The organism is Salirhabdus euzebyi, from assembly GCF_014207435.1.
GTDB lineage: Bacteria > Bacillota > Bacilli > Bacillales > Alkalibacillaceae > Salirhabdus > Salirhabdus euzebyi.
On record NZ_JACHGH010000003.1, the window covers coordinates 297,448 to 317,247 of the forward strand.

23 protein-coding genes are annotated in these 19,800 nt (G+C 35.9%); all 23 read right to left on the reverse strand.

Annotated features, from left to right (window positions below; genetic code table 11):
• Position 1: 1 nt before the first annotated feature.
• The 23 genes from HNQ94_RS06600 to fliF all read right to left on the reverse strand — a co-directional run bounded on the left by HNQ94_RS06600 (position 2) and on the right by fliF (position 19,675).
• Positions 2-868, reverse strand: coding sequence for a MinD/ParA family protein (locus tag HNQ94_RS06600; RefSeq protein WP_174495445.1), 867 nt, complete (start codon positions 866-868; stop codon positions 2-4).
• Positions 861-2,000 carry a flagellar biosynthesis GTPase FlhF gene (gene flhF / locus HNQ94_RS06605; protein ID WP_174495446.1) on the reverse strand — a complete coding sequence of 380 codons (1,140 nt, stop codon included), beginning with the start codon at positions 1,998-2,000 and terminating at the stop codon, positions 861-863. Before flhF ends, HNQ94_RS06600 begins: the two co-directional genes overlap by 8 nt.
• Positions 1,997-4,030 carry a flagellar biosynthesis protein FlhA gene (gene flhA / locus HNQ94_RS06610; protein ID WP_174495447.1) on the reverse strand — a complete coding sequence of 678 codons (2,034 nt, stop codon included), beginning with the start codon at positions 4,028-4,030 and terminating at the stop codon, positions 1,997-1,999. The genes flhF and flhA overlap by 4 nt, the downstream gene beginning before the upstream one ends.
• 19 nt (positions 4,031-4,049) lie before the next feature.
• The gene (gene flhB / locus HNQ94_RS06615) at positions 4,050-5,132 is read right to left on the reverse strand and encodes a flagellar biosynthesis protein FlhB (RefSeq protein WP_174495448.1); all 1,083 of its coding nucleotides are present in this window, start codon (positions 5,130-5,132) and stop codon (positions 4,050-4,052) included.
• 1 nt (position 5,133) lies between these two features.
• Complete coding sequence (gene fliR / locus HNQ94_RS06620) at positions 5,134-5,913, reverse strand: flagellar biosynthetic protein FliR (protein ID WP_174495449.1); 780 nt, start codon at positions 5,911-5,913, stop codon at positions 5,134-5,136.
• 2 nt (positions 5,914-5,915) lie between these two features.
• Positions 5,916-6,185, reverse strand: a complete 270-nt coding sequence (gene fliQ / locus HNQ94_RS06625) for a flagellar biosynthesis protein FliQ (RefSeq protein ID WP_174495450.1) — start codon at positions 6,183-6,185, stop codon at positions 5,916-5,918.
• Positions 6,186-6,206: 21 nt separating this feature from the next.
• Positions 6,207-6,872, reverse strand: coding sequence for a flagellar type III secretion system pore protein FliP (gene fliP / locus HNQ94_RS06630; RefSeq protein WP_174495451.1), 666 nt, complete (start codon positions 6,870-6,872; stop codon positions 6,207-6,209).
• Positions 6,865-7,527 (reverse strand): flagellar biosynthetic protein FliO, encoded by a 663-nt coding sequence (locus HNQ94_RS06635; protein ID WP_174495452.1) that lies wholly within the window; start codon positions 7,525-7,527, stop codon positions 6,865-6,867. Before HNQ94_RS06635 ends, fliP begins: the two co-directional genes overlap by 8 nt.
• Before the next feature lie 38 nt (positions 7,528-7,565).
• Entirely contained in the window at positions 7,566-7,928 is a 363-nt protein-coding gene (locus HNQ94_RS06640) for a response regulator (protein WP_174495453.1), read from the reverse strand.
• 18 nt (positions 7,929-7,946) lie between these two features.
• Positions 7,947-9,119 (reverse strand): flagellar motor switch phosphatase FliY, encoded by a 1,173-nt coding sequence (gene fliY / locus HNQ94_RS06645; protein ID WP_174495545.1) that lies wholly within the window; start codon positions 9,117-9,119, stop codon positions 7,947-7,949.
• Complete coding sequence (gene fliM, locus HNQ94_RS06650) at positions 9,110-10,102, reverse strand: flagellar motor switch protein FliM (protein WP_174495454.1); 993 nt, start codon at positions 10,100-10,102, stop codon at positions 9,110-9,112. The genes fliY and fliM overlap by 10 nt, the downstream gene beginning before the upstream one ends.
• Positions 10,103-10,137: 35 nt before the next feature.
• Positions 10,138-10,557 (reverse strand): flagellar basal body-associated FliL family protein, encoded by a 420-nt coding sequence (locus HNQ94_RS06655; RefSeq protein WP_174495455.1) that lies wholly within the window; start codon positions 10,555-10,557, stop codon positions 10,138-10,140.
• Complete coding sequence (locus HNQ94_RS06660; protein ID WP_174495546.1) at positions 10,550-10,771, reverse strand: flagellar FlbD family protein; 222 nt, start codon at positions 10,769-10,771, stop codon at positions 10,550-10,552. The genes HNQ94_RS06655 and HNQ94_RS06660 overlap by 8 nt, the downstream gene beginning before the upstream one ends.
• A gap of 51 nt (positions 10,772-10,822) precedes the next feature.
• Positions 10,823-11,734, reverse strand: a complete 912-nt coding sequence (gene flgG, locus HNQ94_RS06665; protein WP_174495456.1) for a flagellar basal body rod protein FlgG — start codon at positions 11,732-11,734, stop codon at positions 10,823-10,825.
• A 91-nt stretch (positions 11,735-11,825) separates the two neighbouring features.
• Positions 11,826-12,203 (reverse strand): TIGR02530 family flagellar biosynthesis protein, encoded by a 378-nt coding sequence (locus HNQ94_RS06670; protein WP_246199944.1) that lies wholly within the window; start codon positions 12,201-12,203, stop codon positions 11,826-11,828.
• 15 nt (positions 12,204-12,218) lie between these two features.
• Positions 12,219-12,659: a flagellar hook assembly protein FlgD gene (gene flgD / locus HNQ94_RS06675; RefSeq protein WP_174495458.1), complete on the reverse strand. Its 441-nt coding sequence runs from the start codon at positions 12,657-12,659 to the stop codon at positions 12,219-12,221.
• Between the two features lie 3 nt (positions 12,660-12,662).
• Entirely contained in the window at positions 12,663-13,922 is a 1,260-nt protein-coding gene (locus HNQ94_RS06680) for a flagellar hook-length control protein FliK (RefSeq protein ID WP_174495459.1), read from the reverse strand.
• Positions 13,923-14,063: 141 nt separating this feature from the next.
• On the reverse strand, positions 14,064-14,531 hold the full coding sequence (locus tag HNQ94_RS06685; protein ID WP_174495460.1) for a MotE family protein: 468 nt from the start codon (positions 14,529-14,531) through the stop codon (positions 14,064-14,066).
• A gap of 4 nt (positions 14,532-14,535) precedes the next feature.
• Positions 14,536-14,982, reverse strand: a complete 447-nt coding sequence (gene fliJ / locus HNQ94_RS06690) for a flagellar export protein FliJ (protein WP_174495461.1) — start codon at positions 14,980-14,982, stop codon at positions 14,536-14,538.
• Complete coding sequence (gene fliI, locus HNQ94_RS06695; protein ID WP_376697736.1) at positions 14,982-16,283, reverse strand: flagellar protein export ATPase FliI; 1,302 nt, start codon at positions 16,281-16,283, stop codon at positions 14,982-14,984. The genes fliJ and fliI overlap by 1 nt, the downstream gene beginning before the upstream one ends.
• Positions 16,261-17,058: a flagellar assembly protein FliH gene (fliH, locus tag HNQ94_RS06700; protein WP_174495463.1), complete on the reverse strand. Its 798-nt coding sequence runs from the start codon at positions 17,056-17,058 to the stop codon at positions 16,261-16,263. Before fliH ends, fliI begins: the two co-directional genes overlap by 23 nt.
• A complete protein-coding gene (gene fliG / locus HNQ94_RS06705; protein WP_174495464.1) occupies positions 17,051-18,064 on the reverse strand; it encodes a flagellar motor switch protein FliG in 1,014 nt (337 codons plus the stop codon). The genes fliH and fliG overlap by 8 nt, the downstream gene beginning before the upstream one ends.
• Before the next feature lie 12 nt (positions 18,065-18,076).
• Positions 18,077-19,675 (reverse strand): flagellar basal-body MS-ring/collar protein FliF, encoded by a 1,599-nt coding sequence (fliF, locus tag HNQ94_RS06710; protein WP_174495465.1) that lies wholly within the window; start codon positions 19,673-19,675, stop codon positions 18,077-18,079.
• Between the last annotated feature and the right edge of the window lie 125 nt (positions 19,676-19,800).

Genomic DNA, 19,800 nt, shown 5'->3' on the forward strand with positions numbered 1-19,800 from the left:
TCTACCTTTCTCTTGTGAAAATCATTTTTAGCTTTGTTACGAAGGAGTGATTAGGTACTTCATGATTTTTGTCTTTATCATCAAGATAGCTGTCGATAATTTGTACAAGACTTTTGCTAGCATTCGACTTCTCATTATTTAAAAGAAAAGGAGTTTGCTCTTTCACCGCATGGATAACTTCACGATCATCCGGTAAAATGCCTAACGGTTTTAACTCTTGATGTAAAAATTTTTGAACAACAGTTTGTAGTCTGTTTACAATATCTTTTCCTTCTTTACTATTCATTGCTCGATTCACAAGTAAAAATAATGGGATTTTACTTTGTTGGTAATAAATATGTTTTAAAACGGCATACGCATCGGTTACGGAAGTTGGTTCGGTTGTAGTAACAATAAAGCATTCATGGGCTGCTAATGCAAAATGGATGTGCTGACTATTAAACCCGGCGCCCATATCGAAAATAATAAAATCATATTGCATCGAAATATATCGCAATTGTTTAAGGAAATATTCCAAATGTCCACTTTCCATTTCAAAAATTTCTGAAAGGCCCGATCCAGCAGCAATGTAAGACAAAGAATAGGGACCTTTTTCTATAACATCTTCTATAAAAAGCGATTCCTTAAACATGTGTACAATTGTTTTTTTCGGAGCAAGCCCCATCAACACGTCAATGTTTCCCATTCCAAAGTCTAAATCAAATAGCAAAACCCGCTTGCCTTTTTTACTTAAACCGAGAGCAAAATTCAAAGCGAAATTTGATTTTCCAACCCCACCCTTGCCACTCAAGACAGCGATTGTCTTTGCTTCCTTAATATTTTTCTTTGCGTTAATTATCTCACGTAAACGTTGCGCTTGATCAGTCATGGTTCCATCCGCCAATTAATAGATTAACTATCTTATCAATTGATCCTTCTATTAAGTCATCTGGGACATTTTGACCATTTGTCATATAAGCGATGCCGACTTGACATTCTTTTGCCAAATTCACTATCGACCCAAACTCAGTTGTTTCATCAATTTTCGTCAAAATAATTTGTTTGATCGGAAATTTCGTAAACTGATGAAAAATTTCTTTTAATTCTTTATATCTTGTCGTGGAGGATAAAACCAAATACATTTCATCGTCTGTTTGAAAATCAATATTTTTACTTAACTGATTAATAAATTCGATTTGTTTATAGTTACGTCCTGCCGTATCGACTAAAATTACGTCAAAATCCTTGAATTTTTTCTTCGCTTCGACAAAATCTTCATAATTATAAGCAACTTCCATTGGAATGTTGAGTATTTTTCCGTATGTTTTTAATTGATCAATTGCCCCAATTCGATACGTATCCATGGTGATGAGGGCTACTTTTTTATTCTCATCCATGATTGCTTCCGCGGCTATTTTCGCAATAGTAGTTGTCTTTCCAACACCAGTTGGACCTACAAAATGGATAACCTTCTTTATCGTTTCTTGTTTTCCATATGAGAAAGGAGTTAGTTCCTTTTCTAACTCTTCTTTTAACCATTCTTTTATGAGCAACGTATCAACTTGTTTTTCAAAACGATAATACTTTTCTAACAGCCTTTCACAAATTTGTTTCGCGAAAGGGACTTTTACTTCCTGTTCTAACAGATAGTCATACACCTTTTGTATCGTTTCCGGATAAGAATTAGAAACAGTGTAATTTTGATTTTCAATTGAATTTCTTAGTCGTTTTATTTCATTTAAAAGTTCATGGTTAGCATCTGTTCCAGCCGGTACTGGTATTTTTATTTCTTTTACTTGTGGGTGGGAAGCAGTAACCTCTTTCTGTTTCTCTTTTCTTTCCTTAGGCAGATGAGGATCAATGGCTGCAATTACCTCAATATTGTTCTTTTGAAAGAAACCAAATAAGCCTTTTGATTTCACTACTTTAGAATTTAATATTACAGCATCACTACCAAGCTCTTTGCGAATTTGATTCATTGCTTCAGGCATTGTCGGTGCTTTATATTTTTTCACCTTCATGATAGATTCACCACCCCTACACTTTGGACTTCAACATTTGCATGCAGCTCATTGTAAGAAAGTACCACTACTTGAGGAAAATACCGCTCAATTAACTGTTTAACGTACATTCTTATCGCTGGGGAGCATAGAATTATCGGTGTCACTTCTTGTAACGCTATTTTTTCTATTTCCTGATGGAATCCTTGGATAATTCTTTGTTGCGTTTCTGGATCAATAGATAAATAACTTCCATGCTCCGTTTGTTGTATATGATCGGCAATTAGTTTTTCAACTTGACCAGAAGCAGTGATTACTTTCACAACGTTTTTTTCGTCAATATACTGCTTGGAAATTTGGGAGGCTAACGATTGTCGTACATATTCTGTCAACAAATCAGTATCATTTGTCATTTTCCCAAAATCAGCAAGTGTTTCAAAGATAACCGGTAAATTTCTAATGGAAACTTGTTCCCTAAGTAATTTTGCTAATACCTTTTGGACATCACCTATCGATAATGGTTCTGGAGTTACCTCTTCAACTAGGATTGGGTAACTTTCTTTTAAGTGATCGATTAATTGCTTCGTTTCTTGTCTGCCTAACAATTCAAAAGCATGTTGCTTAATAATTTCTGTAATATGGGTGGATACAACAGAAGGAGGGTCCACGACCGTATAGCCTGCTAGTTCCGCTTCATCCTTAAGGTCCTCCGAAATCCATTTTGCTGGTAATCCAAAAGCGGGTTCTTTCGTATCAATCCCATCAAACTGATCATCTTCAATTCCTGGACTCATTGCTAAATAGTGATCAATATAAATTTCCCCTCTAGCAATTTCGTTTCCTTTTATCTTCAAACAATATTCATTCGGGTTTAGCTGGATATTATCCCTAATCCGAACGACTGGGATGACCATGCCTAGTTCTAAGGCGAGTTGTCTTCTTATCATGACAATCCTATCTAGTAAATCCCCTCCTTGATTCGTATCGGCAAGAGGAATTAATGCATAACCAAATTCAAATTCAATTGGGTCCATACTTAACATTTGCACAATATTTTCGGGAGAACTCATGTCTGTTGAGGCTATTTCATTTTCTTCCTCTAAAGTTTGATCCTCTTTTCCATTGCTAGATTTCGATAATCGATACCCGCCATAAGCCAAAATACCTGCAATAACCGTTGTTAACCCCATATTAATTGGAGTAAGTCCTAACAGAAAAATAGTTACTGCTGCTATGTATAATAAACTAGGATAACGGAATAATTGAGTAGTAATATCTTGTCCCAAATTCCCCTCGGAAGCCACTCGCGTAACAACTATTCCTGTAGCAGTAGAGATTAATAATGCAGGTATTTGTGAAACAAGTCCATCCCCAACTGTTAGACGTAGAAATTGATTGGAAGCTTCTGAAAATGATAAATCCATTTGGACCATACCAATGATTAATCCGAAAATGATATTTACTAGAACGATAACAATTCCAGCTATAGCATCCCCCTTTACGAACTTACTCGCACCATCCATCGCACCATAAAAATCAGCTTCTTTTTCAATCTTTTCTCTTCGTGCTTTTGCTTGATGTTCAGTTACTAGCCCAGCATTTAAGTCTGCATCGATACTCATCTGCTTACCTGGCATTGCATCTAACGTAAAACGAGCAGCAACTTCGGATACACGTTCTGATCCTTTTGTAATAACGATGAATTGGATAATAACTAAAATGAGAAAGATAACAAAACCGACTAAAGCATTATCTCCAATAACAAAACTACCAAATGTCTCTACTACAACCCCAGCTTCTCCTTCAGATAAGATTGACCTTGTAGTAGATACGTTCAAACCTAAGCGAAACAATGTCAAAAGCAATAAGAGAGATGGAAATATAGCGAAATCCAACGCTTCTGTCGTATTCATTGAAACTAAAATAACGATTAAAGCAAGTGATATATTCACTAAAATAAGCACACTTAATATCCATCCCGGTAAAGGGACGACAAGCATGACGATAATTAAAATTACTGCGGATAACACCGATAATTCTCTTAGTTGCATATCTGTCTCTCCTTAAGCTTTATGCTTTGTTTTGGAGTCTATAAACATAAGCTAATACTTCTGCTACAGCCTGATAAAAATCTTCAGGAATGATTTCTCCAATTTCTACTTTGTCGTAAAGAGAACGTGCTAACGTTCTGTTCTCCACAATCATGACTTCGTGGTGTTTAGCAATTTCACGAATTTTAAAGGCGACATAATCAACACCCTTTGCTACTACATATGGCGCTTCATATTTATCTTCGCTATAACGGATTGCTATAGAGTAATGGGTAGGGTTTGTAATGACAACATCTGCTTTTGGAACATCATTCATCATTCTCCTCATCGCCATTTGTCGTTGTTTTTCTTTTATTTTCGACTTAATTAGCGGATCCCCTTCAATATTTTTATGTTCATCCCGAATGTCTTGCTTCGACATTCGGATGTTTTTTTCATAGTCATATTTTTGGTAAACGTAATCGATTACAGAAATGCATAACAGTGCAATGGATGCTGCTATTCCCATGGTGACAGTTATTTGTGCAAAAAAGGAAAGAGAGTGACCAACATCCTTTAACGATAACATCATCATTTCATCCTTATTTATCCAGAGAACTGCAAAAGTAACAGCACCGATTACGGTAATTTTCAATAGTGATTTAAAGAGCTCTACAATAGCTCTTACAGAAAATATCTTTTTTGCTCCTTTTATCGGATCCATCTTTTTCAAATCAAACTTCAGTGGTTCGGTCGTAAATAAAAATCCGATTTGCAAATAATTTGCTGCAAAACCTGCGATGACAGCAACAGCCATAACAGGAGCAATTGCTTTTGTTATCTCAATCGTAGATTCTAGTAATACTTTTTCAACATTTTCTTCTGTTAAGTCCCAGTGAATGTATTCAACAAAAGTCTTTTCATAGAGACCCATAAATATTTCTTGCATAAAACCCCCGATGAAAATAAAAAACATAAACATAATAAATAAAAGAATAGCCGTATTTACATCTTGGCTCTTGGCCACCTGACCTTTTTTTCGGGAATCTTGGCGCTTTTTTGTTGTTGCTTTTTCTGTCTTTTCTCCTGAAAAGAATTGTAAATCTAAAGACAGCTCTAACATATTAAGCGCCTCCGATTAAAGTCATAATAGATCTCATCGATTGAATCATCGTATCAAATAATTGCTCTATCAGTGTTGCAAAAATTCCAAACGAGAGGAATATAACAACAAAACTCACTAGTATTTTCAACGGCAATCCAACAACAAAAACATTAAGTTGTGGAACCGTTCTTGCTACTATCCCTAATGCAACATCGACTAAAAACAAACAGCCAACGATTGGAATAGACATTTGAAAGGCTATTAGAAACATTTTACTAAACGTCTCTATGACAAAAAGCGTAATAGATCCATCATTAAAAGGAATAAATTGATCCATTGGAATAAAGCTGTAACTATAAAAAATGCCATCTAGCAGCATGTGATGACCATCTACGGTGATAAGAAATAGAAGGGTAATCGTATATAAATATTGACCTATTAAAGGGCTTTGTGCTCCTGTTTGTGGATCTACCACGTTAGCAATAGCAAATCCCATTTGAAAATCGATAAATCCACCTGCAATTTGGATGGCACCTAATATAAGAAAGGCAATAAATCCAATAAATATTCCTACTATAAGTTCTTTTAGTAAAAGTAATATATAATTCCCATCTATTAACATAAAGGGAATATCTACTGTGTAAAACATGATCCATGCAATGAATAAAACAAGCCCTATTTTATGTGTCATTGGAATAGTACGATAAGAGAACAATGGAACAGTAATGAAAAAACCTATTATTCTTGCAAATATTAGTAAAAACCCTGGTAGCCTTGTTAAATCTAGTAAATCGATCATAGCTAACTAATCACAGTATGTAGATTATTAAATATATTGGATGTGAACTCGAGAATCCGAACTAACATCCACGGTCCAAAAAATACTAATCCAACAAAAACAGCAATAATCTTTGGGATAAAGGCCAGGGTCTGTTCTTGAATTTGAGTCGTCGCCTGAAAAATACTGACTAAAAGGCCGACCACTAAAGCTAATAGTAATAAAGGTCCAGTGACAATTAACAAGGTATAGACGCCTCGTTCTGCTAACGCAATGACAAACTCACTACTCAATTTTAACGCTCCCTTCCTTCGCTAAAAGCTCTCCAATAGCGAATGGGAAATTAAATACCATCCATCAACTAGAACGAATAATAATATTTTGAATGGAAGTGATATCATAACTGGTGGCAGCATCATCATCCCCATGGACATCAGAATACTAGCAACAGCCATATCGATTATTAAAAAAGGAATAAATATCATAAAGCCCATTTGAAATGCTGTTTTCAATTCACTTATTGCAAAAGCTGGAACTAACATAGTTAATGGTATATCCTCTAAAGATTCTGGTCTCTCCATTTGGCTATAGTTCATAAATAAGGCCAAATCCTTTTGCCTCGTGTGCTTTGCCATAAACTCTTTCATCGGCATACTAGCTCTGTCGTACGCTTCATCCAATGAAATTTCTTCACTAAATAATGGTTGCAATGCCTCTTCGTTAATTTCTTGAAAGGTTGGTGCCATAATGAAAAAAGTTAAAAACAATGCTAAACCTATTAAAACTTGGTTAGGTGGCATCTGTTGAGTTGCTAATGACGTTCTAACAAAAGATAGCACGATAACAATTCTTGCAAAGCTAGTCATTAAGATTAATATACTTGGCGCAAGAGCTAGTATTGTTAATAAAAACAGTAATCGAAGGGATGTGGAAACATTACTAGGATCAAAATCAGAATATAAATCTACAAACTCATCCATCTTGATCCTCTTTTCTATTACGATAACTTTCGATTATTTTTTTTCTTTCATTTTTCATCGAATGTAGCTCTTTATTAAAAAGCTGCTTAAATGTCTTATGTTCTGTTTCCTGTTTATCCTTTCGATACAAACCTTGAAATTGTTTCACAAATGATTGGATCGAAGGATTCCCCTGATCTGTATTTTCTTTTGTTAACAGATCCTCTAATAACTCTTCATCTGTTATTTCGGTTAAAAGATTAATATCATCTCCAACTCCAACGACATAAACCTTGTTTCCGATACGTACCATTTGCATCGATTTATTAGCACCTAAGGAAATACCCCCTAAGTTCTCTAACGTTTGTACTTGTTGAAACATTTTATTTCGTTTCTGCAAAAATTTTAATAGAAGATAAATAAGTCCTAAAACGAGAATAAGCATGAAAAACATTTTCACTAGATCAAGCATTAAAGAACCGTCATCTTTTACTACATTACTTTCACCATTTTGCGGAGTTTCTTCTTGGTCTTGCTCAACTTCAGGTGTTTGAATATCCGTGTTATTTTTGCCCTTATCAAACATATTGTTTACATTCGCATGTGTGTGTATAGGAGTAATAACGATAAGGCTAATTAAAGCTATATTTATGAGTTTTAATAGATGTTTTGTCATTTCGATTCCCCGCTTTTATGCCTGACCTAATTTATGTGTTAGCTTAATGTTTTCTTTATTGCCTCAATAACACGATCTGCTTGAAATGGCTTAACGATGAAATCTTTTGCTCCCGCTTGAATCGCATCGATTACCATCGCCTGTTGTCCCATAGCCGAACACATAATAACGTTCGCACTTGGATCAAGTCCTTTAATTTCTTTTAATGCAGTAATACCATCCTTTTCTGGCATCGTAATATCAAGTGTTACTAAATCTGGCTTCAGTTCTTTATATTTTTCAACAGCTTGATTCCCATCCTGCGCTTCCCCTACTACCTCAAAATCATTTTTCACTAAAATATCCTTAATCATCATTCTCATAAACGCTGCATCATCTACAATTAAAACTTTGTGTCCCATCTGTATTCCTCCTTAAGTTTATCTAAGTTTTTTAATTCGTTCGGATTGGCTTAAAATGTCTGTTACACGTACACCAAAGTTTTCATCTATAACTACAACTTCACCCTTGGCAATTAATTTATCATTTACATGAATATCAACAGGCTCACCAGCTAGTTTGTCTAACTCTACAATCGAGCCTGAACCCATTTCTAAAATTTCTTTTATTGTTTTTTGTGTTCTACCCAATTCCACGGAAACCTTAAGTGGAATATCTAACAACATGTCTAAATTTTGTTGTTCTTGTGGCGGTAAAACAGTTTGTTGCTCAAAGTTTGAAAATGCTGCTGATTGAATATTTGCTCCTTCTGATCCAAAGCTTTCACCAAAGTGATTATTCGGTTGACTTCTTGGCGTATTGGCTCTCTCTCTTTCAGGTTCGTTCGTATAATTCATTTGTCCATTAGGTCTACTTGAGGGAACATTTGTTGCCGTCGGAGCAGGTTCCTCTACTACATCATCCACTTGTAACAATTCATTAACAAAATCCTTGGCAAAATGGATAGGAAGCAACTGCATAATATTAGAATCTATTAGCTCTCCAACTTTCAGTTGAAAAGAGACCTTCACAAAAATTTCTTCTTCAGGGATATATTCTTTCCCCTCCCCACTGTTCACATCTAATATATTGATAGATGGAGGTGAGATATCAACACGTTTATTAAAAATAGTTGACATACTTGTTGCTGCAGAACCCATCATTTGATTCATTGCCTCTTGAACTGCACTTAAATGAATTTCATTTAAGTCCGCTTCTGGTGACCTTCCGTCGCCTCCAAGCATTAAATCGGCAATAATGGCCGCATCACTATTTTTAATAATAAAAAGGTTAACCCCTGAAAATCCTTCCGTAAAACTTACACGAATTGCAACATGCGGTTGAGGAAATTCATCTTCCAAATTAGCGTTCTCTACTAAAGAAATAGTAGGGGTTGTAATCTCAACCTTCTGGTTCAAGAGAGTTGATAAAGCAGTTGCCGAGCTTCCAAAGCAAATATTTCCTATTTCCCCTAGTGCGTCTTGCTCAATTGTAGAGAGATATTGGCTGATAGGGGGCTTCATTTCTCCAATATGTTTTTCAAGAACCTTATCCTCTTCTCCATTTAACAATGCATCTATTTCTTCTTGTGACAACATTTCACTCATTCTGATTCCCCCCTCTGAACTGTGTTCAATATTTGAATAGCCATCTTGTTTCTACTTTTTCCTGCCTGCGCATAAAACTTTAAATCATTGTGGACTAAAACAGATAAAGGATCATTTATATTTTGTTTTAGTTGAATAACATCCTCAACACCTAAATGCAAAAATTCTTCTATTGTTATCGTGGACTCACCTAAAATTGCTTTCATATCAACTTTCGCTGATTTTAAGTGATTAGATAACCGGTTATAGTCTTCTGGTTTTGCCTTACTAGATTGGTTTTGCATCCAATAATGGACAGACAGCTTTGATATAATTGGTTCTAAGACAATATGTGGTATACAAATGTTTATCATGCCACTTGATTCGCCAATTGCTGTATTTAGTGATATAACAACCACTGTTTCGTTCGGTGATACCATTTGCAAGAACTGTGGATTCACTTCAAAATCTTCTAACATTGGGTCAATTTCTACTAGCGAGCTCCATGCCTCTTGTAAGCCTTCTATCATTTTCTCAAATATTTGAGACATAATTCTCGTTTCGATTTCTGTTAGGCTATCTACTTTATTGAAGCTTTGCCCTCTCCCCCCCAGTACTCTATCTAACATTGCATAGGCTATATTAGGGTTTATCTCCATTAAAATTCTTCCTTCAAGTGGAGGGACAGAAAATACGTTCAATATCGTTCGCTTCGGAATAGATCGTATGAATTCCTCATAAGGTATTTGGTCAACGGAAGCAACCGATACACTTGAAAAAGTTCTTAACCTTGCAGATAAATAAGTGGTTAATAATCTAGCAAAGTTTTCGTGTATTCTACTTAGGCCTCTAATTTGATCTTTAGAAAAGCGTAATGCCCTTTTAAAATCATAGACTCTAACCTTTTTCTCACTTTCCTCCTTCTTTAATTCGTTCGCATCCATCTCTCCTGATGACAGGGCAGAAAGTAGTGCATCTATTTCGTTTTGTGATAAAACTTCTTCGGCCACACGTTCACCTCCAATGCAAGTACTCCTTACTAAAACTATTGAAGTACTTTCCCAGTTGTATAAACATCCGTTACTTCACCTTCATTAATTAACTCATTCAATCTTTGTTTTATAGTATTTTCAACATCTGTTAACCCTGATCGTAAATCGTTTTCTTCTTTGAGAGATAATTCTTTTATAATTATGTTTTGAATGCGAAAATCTTTTTCTAATGCCTCTTTCGTATCTTTATCATCTGTTACAATACGAAACTTAATTCTGACATAGTTACCATCTTTTAAATCGGTTGTTATTTCTTCTGTCTCAAAGGAATCCTTAATCATTTCCTCTAAGCTTCTTTCCCCTTCTGCATGCGTCTTATCTTTTGTATTCATAATGACAATTATGGCAACAACGCCAGCAATGGTGATAATAACCAATAAGGTTAACATGACATTTAAAACCTTTTTATTCATCAGAAGAACCCTCCATTTTAACTTTCACATTAGATAACCCTATTCTCTGATAGAAAGCAATTGTCTTTTCTATTACTTCATGCTGGGTTTCTCGAACAAATAGCTTTTTTCCATTTGTTAAGGTGATCGTTGTATCAGGAAGCATTTGAACCTTTTCTATGTATAATGCATTAATTGTGAACTCTTCACCATTTAGCCTTGTTACTAGAATCATAATAAGGTGGAGCCGGACTAGTACCGGCTCCATTCCCCCCTTTACAGGTTACTAACGTTTAAGATTTACTAGCTCTTGCAAAATCTCATCTGAAGTTGTTATGATTCTAGTATTTGCTTGAAAACCCCTTTGGGCTGTAATCATTTCCGTGAATTCTTCAGCTAAATCCACATTAGACATTTCAAGCGCCCCTGCATAAATAGTAGCTGAACCATTTGTACCAGGGCTAACAAAGTCCATTACCCCATCTAAATCAGGATCATAAACACCAGCATTAGCTGTTAATTTATAGTTACTAGAACCAACTTTTTGCAAACCTTCAGGATTAGAGAATTTAGCTAATTGAATTCTACCAGCAACTTGAGCAGTACCAGCAGCATCTACGTAATTAACTGTTCCGTCTGAAGAAATACTAAAGCTCTCCGCATTCTCTGGGATAGTTATAGGAGCAAGAACCGGTTTGCCATTAGCATCTAAGACAGGATTCCCGTCAGCATCCAAGTTGGAACCAACTAAAAATAAACCGGAGGAGCTTACGATGTTTCCGTCATCATCAAGGTAAAAATTCCCAGATCTTGTAAAGCTAATATCATCTTGTCCAATATCAATCGTTGCATCACCATTGGAGTTTTCAGCTAACACGAACATGCCATCTCCTTCAAGAGCTAAATCTAGAGGACGATTTGTCGTTTGTCTACTCCCTTGCGTATGGATATTATCAATACTTCCAGTTGTCACCCCAAGACCAACCTGCATAGGGTTTTTACCACCTAAAATCGGCCCTCCTGCACCTTGTTGGGGAGCTTGTGCACCTTGTATCGTTTGACTCATTAAATCTTGAAAAGTAAGTCTTCCCTTTTTAAATCCGAACGTGTTTACGTTAGCAATGTTATTTCCTACTACATCTAATTTTGTTTGAAAACCTCTCATACCGGAAATGCCTGAATACATAGAACGAAGCATAATTTATTCTTCCTCTCCATTTTTTAATATTGGTGCTGCTTCTGTCCATCCACAGCGTTAGGCTTCCCGAAGGTCCAGCCTATTGTCTTTATTAATCATTTAGTAAAATTGTTCCGTTAATATTTGTAAAAAGGTGGTCTGCTGCTTCTTGTCGATCCATTGCTGTAATAACTGTATTATTTTTCGTACTGACCACTAGTGTTGCATTATTTAATACAACGAGTGAGTCTGTCACGCCTTTTGCTTTAGCCTGTTCTACCTTCGATTGGATTTTCACCCATTGGGACTCATTGATGTGGATATTACGTTCTGTTAATCTTTTCTGCGCATGTTTACTTACTGTAAGGGACGTTTGTGCATCCTCTAGAAAAGATTGAAAAGATTTCCCATCCACCTTCGATTGGGTATTAGGCCTTACTTTTGTCTGAGCTAATGGATGATGTTGCAGCTGGTGGATACGATGATCCAAAATCATCCCTTCTTTCTAAGCATTTTCAACCTTATTTATTTCAACTACATCGTAAACTGGTACTTTTTTTCCATCCGTTAAAACAAGTTGTATACCTTGCTCACTCATGGATACACCTTTAACTGTCCCGTCTGCCACACCTGTGTACTCGCCTTCATTGTCGTATGTATTAAACGTAATTTTTTTGTCTATTAAATTACTATATTCGACAACCGGAGTATAGGATTGTAATTGCAGTAAACCTTCTACACCTTTGGAAATTCCCATTAGCTGCTCTAGAGAAGAGAATGTTGCCATCTGAGAAATGAACTCTTTATCTTCCATCGGGTTTAATGGGTCTTGATTTTGGAGCTGTGCCATTAATATTTTTAAAAATTGATCTTTTCCAAGCTGAGAATTATTTGCACCTGCTGTACTACTTTTAGGCAAATATAAAGACGGATCGATTTTAGTCATAGATTACACCTCCTCATAGGATTGCATTAATAAATCTTTAAACCGGAAGGTCTCGTCTTCTTCCCCTATTTCCTCTGCTTCTTCTAAATGCTGTTCCTGTGTTTGTTGGTGGAATCCTTCCTGCTCATCTTGTTCCCGATTAAAAGTAAATTGGGATTGCTGTGTAAATACTGGATCTGGTTGTTTTTCAATCACTACTTGGTTAGGTGAAAACATGTGTCTGAGTTGGCTCATGTTTCCTTCTAGCAATTCTTTGGTAGCTAATGATGAAACTACTATTTTCACAGCCATTTCTCCATTAATTTGAGTAAACCTTACAACCATGTCTCCTAAATGTGCAGGCTTTATTTTAATCGTTAATTCTGTTGCGCCTTCTTTTTGTAAAAACTGACTAGCTTTTAACACCGTCTCCATCTGGTTCATTAACTGTTGGCTAGTTCCACTATTACTGTTTTGTCGATTGATATAAATCGTGTACTGCTCAAGTTTGGACATCGGTAACGTTTCTAACTGCACTTGATTTAGCTTTGTTGTAGCTACATCCTTTGTCTCACTAAATTGGTGTTGCAGAGCTTCCACTACAATGGTACGAATTTTGTCTAAAGGAGTATGCTTATTTAGAATTGGACCGTTGGTAGTAGCCATTTCATTTTTTACTGATTGGATTAACTGCTGCCACTTTGAAATTTTTTCATCTTTTTGTAGGACAGGATTTTTTGCTAGACTACCATCTTTAATGAGCAAGTCCATTAATTTCGTTAAAGCGGTCTCCAACTTTTGGTTTAACTCCAAAGCAGTCTTACTTCCCTCGTTCCCTACTAGCTCATAAGCTTTCAAAAGAATTGTTCCGTAGTTTTCTAGTGTCTCATTTTTAAATGGTTGTAATCCTTCTACACGAAATTGATTAAGTGTAAAACGAGGATCAGGAACACCCCATGCTTCCCCTAGACTAATGTTACGATGATTTACTTCGTCAAAAAAGGATAAAATGTGACTTATTAATGAATTAATTTCGGTAAGCGTATCTTCGTTTGCATTTTCAAGCTCTATTAAGCTATTTAGCTCTTGAAACAACTCATCCAGCTTTTGTTTTGTTCCTTCAAGCTTTTTATTTTGACCTATTACCTTTTCTATATTTTTAGTTTCTGAATTCAACTGGTTTGATAGAAAATCATAAAAGCCAGGAACTTTGCCTTTGTTTGTTACATGATGCTTTGTTACTATCGTTGTGCTTGGTGCAATACCCATTGCGACGTTTTGCATTTTTTTCTCACCCCCTTTCAAGTTTTCATTTTGTTACTCTAAAAATGCACTTGCTAGATTTGCGGCTACTTCTGGATCCATGGAAGAAAATATTTCTCCTCTTTGTTCCGCTGATATATGCTGTAATATTTGCAAGGCTACTTACTTTTCCATTTTTTCAACGATAGGTCCCGCTGATTTTGCGTCCATTTGTGAGAAAGATTTTGCAACATTTTTTACTTGTTCTTCTTTGTCTTGTTCTTCTTGTTCTTTATTAACCATATCACTTTCTAATTGAGCAATCGTTAATTCAAGCTCTGTAATTTGCTCTTCTTTTGTTTTAACATCTTGTTCAAGAATTTCTATATTTGCTTCATAATCTTTAATTGTTGCTTTCAACTCGGTAACATTTTCTTGTTCTGCCTCTTGCTCTGGACTTTCCTCAACTAATAAAGAAACAATAGGTATGTTACTTCCGTATTTTTCTGCCAGATCAAATACATTCACTCCTGCAACAGTTAATACAATTAGTAGCAAAGTAATCGTAAAAACTATTGGAATGACAATGACAAATAAAAACCATTGAAGTTTGCTTGACCCTTTATTCTCTTCTATTTGATTGGAGCTCATCGTCTCACCTTTTTCTATTGCGGATAAACTGTTGGATCGAAACTTCATCCAGTATTTGTTCTTCGGCTTTATCCATTTCTTGTTTTTTCTTCGTTTTCTTATTTTCTACTAACTTCTCAATCTTTTTCATTTCCACATAAGTATCTGTCAGATTTTCTTGTTCTTCATTCATATACATTCTTGCTTGTGCAACACTTTGTTGTAATCCATTTATTTTGTCATTTAATTGGTTTATGTATTGATGGTAATGGTGTAATTGGAATGCGGGTATAGATGACTCCATTGTTTTAGACAACGTTATTTCTATATCTTCCTTCTCTTTTAAAAGGTTATATAGTTTAGTAGCAACATTTTCAAAGTTCCCAACAGCTTGTTGATAGTTTTTGTAAGCCAAATCCTTCTCCGTCGTACGTACAGTCAAGATTTTTTCAAATGCTATGACATCTGTCATCATCCATCACTCCTATTAGCCAGCTCAAGTAATTCTCCAATCCCTTGATCTACCGAAAGGTTTTCATTAACCCCTTGTTTTAAATAGTTGATAATCGCAGGATAGTGTTGAATGGCCTTGTCGACATCACGGGATGCACCTTTCTTGTATGCACCTATTTGAATCAATTCTTTATTATCTTCATAAGTAGCGAGTAAAGAGCGAATGTGATCCGCTGCTTTGATATGCTCATCTGATGCAATTTCTTTCATTACCCGACTTATTGACTTAAGTACATTAATCGCCGGGAAACGTCCTTGTTCAGCTAAAGCCCGATCAAGTACGAAATGTCCATCTAATATACCTCTAACAGCATCAGCAATTGGTTCATTAAAATCATCTCCATCAACTAACACTGTATAAAAAGCAGTAATAGAACCTTTTTCATTCGTCCCTGTTCGTTCTAAAAGTTTAGGTAAACTCGCGAAGACACTTGGGGTATATCCCTTTGTTGTCGGTGGTTCTCCGGAAGCTAATCCTACTTCTCGTTGAGCCATTGCAACTCTTGTCACGGAATCCATCATCAAATTTACGTTTAATCCAAGGTCTCGGAAGTATTCACAAATAGCTGTTGCAGTGTAAGCTCCTTTTATTCGTTGCAGTGCTGGTTGATCGGATGTTGCTACGACAACGACCGATTTCTTCAATCCTTCCTCACCAAGATCGTTTTCAATAAACTCTCTAACTTCACGTCCTCTTTCCCCAATAAGTGCTATGACATTTATGTCTGCTTCACTGTTTCGAGCAATCATTCCTAACAGCGTACTTTTACCAACTCCACTACCAGCAAAGATACCTATCCTTTGCCCCTTACCTACGGTTAATAGCCCATCAATTGCCTTTACACCTATCGATATTCTTTGCCGAATAGGTGGTCTAGCTAACGGATTCGGTGGATCCTGATCTGTCGGTATGGAGACAAGTCCTTTCGGTAAAGTGGAATGATCTAATGGATTTCCTAATCCGTCTAACACTTTTCCTATTAAGCTACGACCAGCCTTAATGAGTAAAGGTTTTTTTGTTGCTTCTACTAAACAACCTGGCCCAATATTTTTAATAGCAGCGTATGGCATTAGTAATACCTTTTCCTCCTGAAACCCAACTACTTCTGCCATTATTGGTCGCTGATTAGTCGTTTTAGAATGGATGTAACATACATCACCGATACTAGTAGAAGGACCATAAGACTCAATCATCAACCCTACTATTCTAGTGATTTTTCCATATTTTTTTATCGTATTAATTTGTTCCATCCACTCCAGAACTTGATTGGCTTTCAATACGATTAGCCTCCTCAAGGAAGTCCGTTAATTTTGTTTTTAACTCATGTAATTGTGTCTCCACACTAGCATCTATTTTTCCAAAAGGGGTTTCGACAATACAGCTATATTGTTCTACCTCCGTGCTTGGATAAATAACAAGCTTCCCATTGTGGGCTAAAATATTATCTAACTCTATTCTGTATTGCAAAATCATCTCATACATTTTTGGATGAATATACAAGTCTACTTTAGGAACATCTTTCACTTCTTTTATTGCCTGCAAGACTATCGAACGAAATGTTTTTTCATCCAGTTGTATAGTAGTATGAAGAATTTTTTCAGCTGCATGGATAGCGATTTTCAAAACTTCTTCCTTACTTTGGTCAATAATATTGCCGTATTCTTTTTGCGCTAGTTGAACAAGGGATTTACCTTCCTCAACAAAGTGTCGATAAGACTGTAACGCCTCTTGTTGACCTTGTTGATACCCTTCATCATATCCAGCAAGTCGTGCTTCATCATATTGACGTTGTTTTTCCTGTTCCCACTCATCTTGTTGTTGTTCGATTTGCTCGTTAGCTTTTTCTATCATTGTTTGAATGTGAAGCTCTGTTTGTTTTAATTTTTGCTCTGCCAAGTGGTACAGCTTTTCTGGATCTTCTTTTGGCTCATTTTCACTAGGCTTTTCTTCCTTATTAGGAATATGAATTGGTTTAACATTAATGGTTTTTGATAGGATGTCCTTTTTTGCATGAATTTTGAATATATTAGACAATGATATCGTCACCTCCACCTCGAGCGATAACAATTTCCCCAATTTCCTCTAGGCGGCGGATTATACCAACGATTCTCGTTTGTGCCTCTTCTACATTACGTAATCGAACAGGACCCATAAACTCCATTTCGTCCTTCAATGTTTCTGCCATTCGTTGAGACATGTTTTTAAATAAAATTTCTTGCACTTCAGCACTAGCTACTTTTAATGCCAACATTAGATCCTCGTTATCAACTTCCCTAATAACACGTTGAATGGAACGATTGTCTAACGTCACAATATCTTCAAATACAAACATACGTTTTTTGATTTCTTCTGCTAGTTCAGGGTCTTGTGCCTCAAGTTCGTCTAATATAGTTCTCTCGGTTGTTCTATCCACACCATTTAGCACTTCAACTACTGCTTCAATTCCACCAGTTTGTGTGTAATCTTGTGTAACAGTGGCAGAAAGATTTTTTTCTAAAATTTGCTCCACCTCATTGATAATCTCTGGTGATGTGGAATCCATTGTTGCAATTCTTCTAGCTATATCTGCTTGCATTTTTTCAGGTAACTCAGACAATATTTGCGCTGATTGATCAGCATCCAAATAAGATAAAACCAATGCAATAGTCTGTGGGTGTTCATTTTGAATAAAATTTAAAATTTGAGTTGGGTCAGCCTTTCTAGCAAAATCGAAAGGTCTGACTTGTAAAGAAGACGTTAAGCGACTTATAATTTTACCCGCTTCATTTTCTCCTAAAGCTTTTTCCAACACTGTTTTTGCGTAACCTATTCCACCTTGTGAAATATAATCTTGCGCTAGAGCAATTTGATGGAACTGTTCTACAACTTCTTCTTTTTGCTTAGACTCTACTTTTCGTACGGAAGATATTTCTAACGTTAACTGTTCTATTTCCTCTTCCGTTAAATGCTTATATACTTGAGCAGATACATCAGGACCTAATGATATTAGGAGAATTGCTGCTTTTTGCTTTCCAGTTAAGTCCCCTCTATGTTTGGGCATGTTTTCTTCCCCCTAGTCCTCTGTAATCCAAGTTCGTAAAAGTTTTGCAAAATCTTCTGGTTTTTCCTTTGCCATGTTTTCTAATTGCTTTCTTCTCAAGCCTTCTTCTGTTTCTACCTTATCGTCTATGTTCGGTATCGAGACAGAACGTTCTTCTTCCTGTAATTCAACATAATCTTCTTCTACAGACTTTTTCTTGCGAAGGACCATAAATAACAAAATAAGAACTGCTAGCACCAATGCCCCACCAGCAACATAAAGCCATTTAGGTATAACTGGTGTTGGTGTAGGTTGACTTAGTGGTTGTTGACTGAACTCTTCAAAAACAATCGAAATCTTTTCTTGTGGGTTTATATTCCCAAAGTCCTTTGAAACAGTTGTAGAAACAATCGAATTCAGGATCGAGGATATACTTTCTTGAACCATTTCTTGTTCTTGTGCAGATAAGTATTCCACTTCTCCATTTTCATCTGTTTGATCTTTTTTACTATCAACTGCTACTTGAATACCTAAATCCCTAATCTTATATGGACTTTCTACGATATTTTTCTGAATTCTATTAAATTCATTATTAATAGATTCTTTCACCATCTCATAATCAGTTACGCCGTCTTCTCCGTTGGCTGGATAATTAGGAATATCATCTTCTCCTGTGCCGACAGTTCCTGTTGGTGGGTTATTTCCTGTATATGTTTCAGTAATTCTTTCTACACTTATAGGCAACCCTTCCATTGTTTCCAAATCGACTGGTTGAACTACTTCTTCCGTTCTATTTTCCTGGGTGAAATCTAAATCGGTTGTAACCGATACAACAACATTATCTCTCCCAATCATTGTCCCAATCATTTGTTGAACCCGGCGCTGGATATCTTGTTCAATATCCTTCTTAATATCCATTTGTTCGACATACGTACTACCTACAGAAAAATCATTCGGATTTTTTACATCAAAATACTCAAAATATTGGTTCATTAAGACGATATTATCAGTAGGAAGGTTTGGAACTGATTTCGACACCAAGTGATAAAGACCATTAATTTGATCTTGGTTAAATGTATATCCAGGTTCTGTATGTATAACGATAGATGCTGTAGCTGCATCAGCCTGTTCTCCGATAAAAATACTTTCTTGCGGTTTAGTAATTAAAACTTGAGTACTTTGAATTCCTTCAATACTTGTAATTAAATTTGATAATTCAGTCTGTAAAGCATCTAGTTCAATCATTTTTCGTTGTCCATCTGTCATACCCCATGAAGCATTTTCACTAAAAAAGGAATAATCAATATTCCCACTATTTGGTAAGCCTTGGGCAGCTAGATCTACTAATAGCGTATCTACTTGTTCTCTAGGAACGGAAATTGTAGTTCCGCCATTACCAACTTCGTATTGAATTCCCCTACTATCTAGTTCAGTCTTTATCTGGCCTGTTTCCTGTAAGGATAAATTGCTATAGAGAGGAACCAATTTGGGATTGTTTGATAAAAATAAAAAAATAAAAAATATGAGTAATATTGCCACTATGCCACCAATCACAATGGATTTTTGTGCAAGTGTTCTATTATTCCAAACTTGTATCCATTTACTGTATCTAGATTTCATTTTTTCTACCATAGTTGCCTCCACCTATACTCTATTTTCTATTTTTTTGGAGGATAACACCCGAAAAATGTATTTTTCAATCGAATGTATGTATTAAATAAAACGTTTTGGATATAACTAGGGTCATGCTTCCTCAA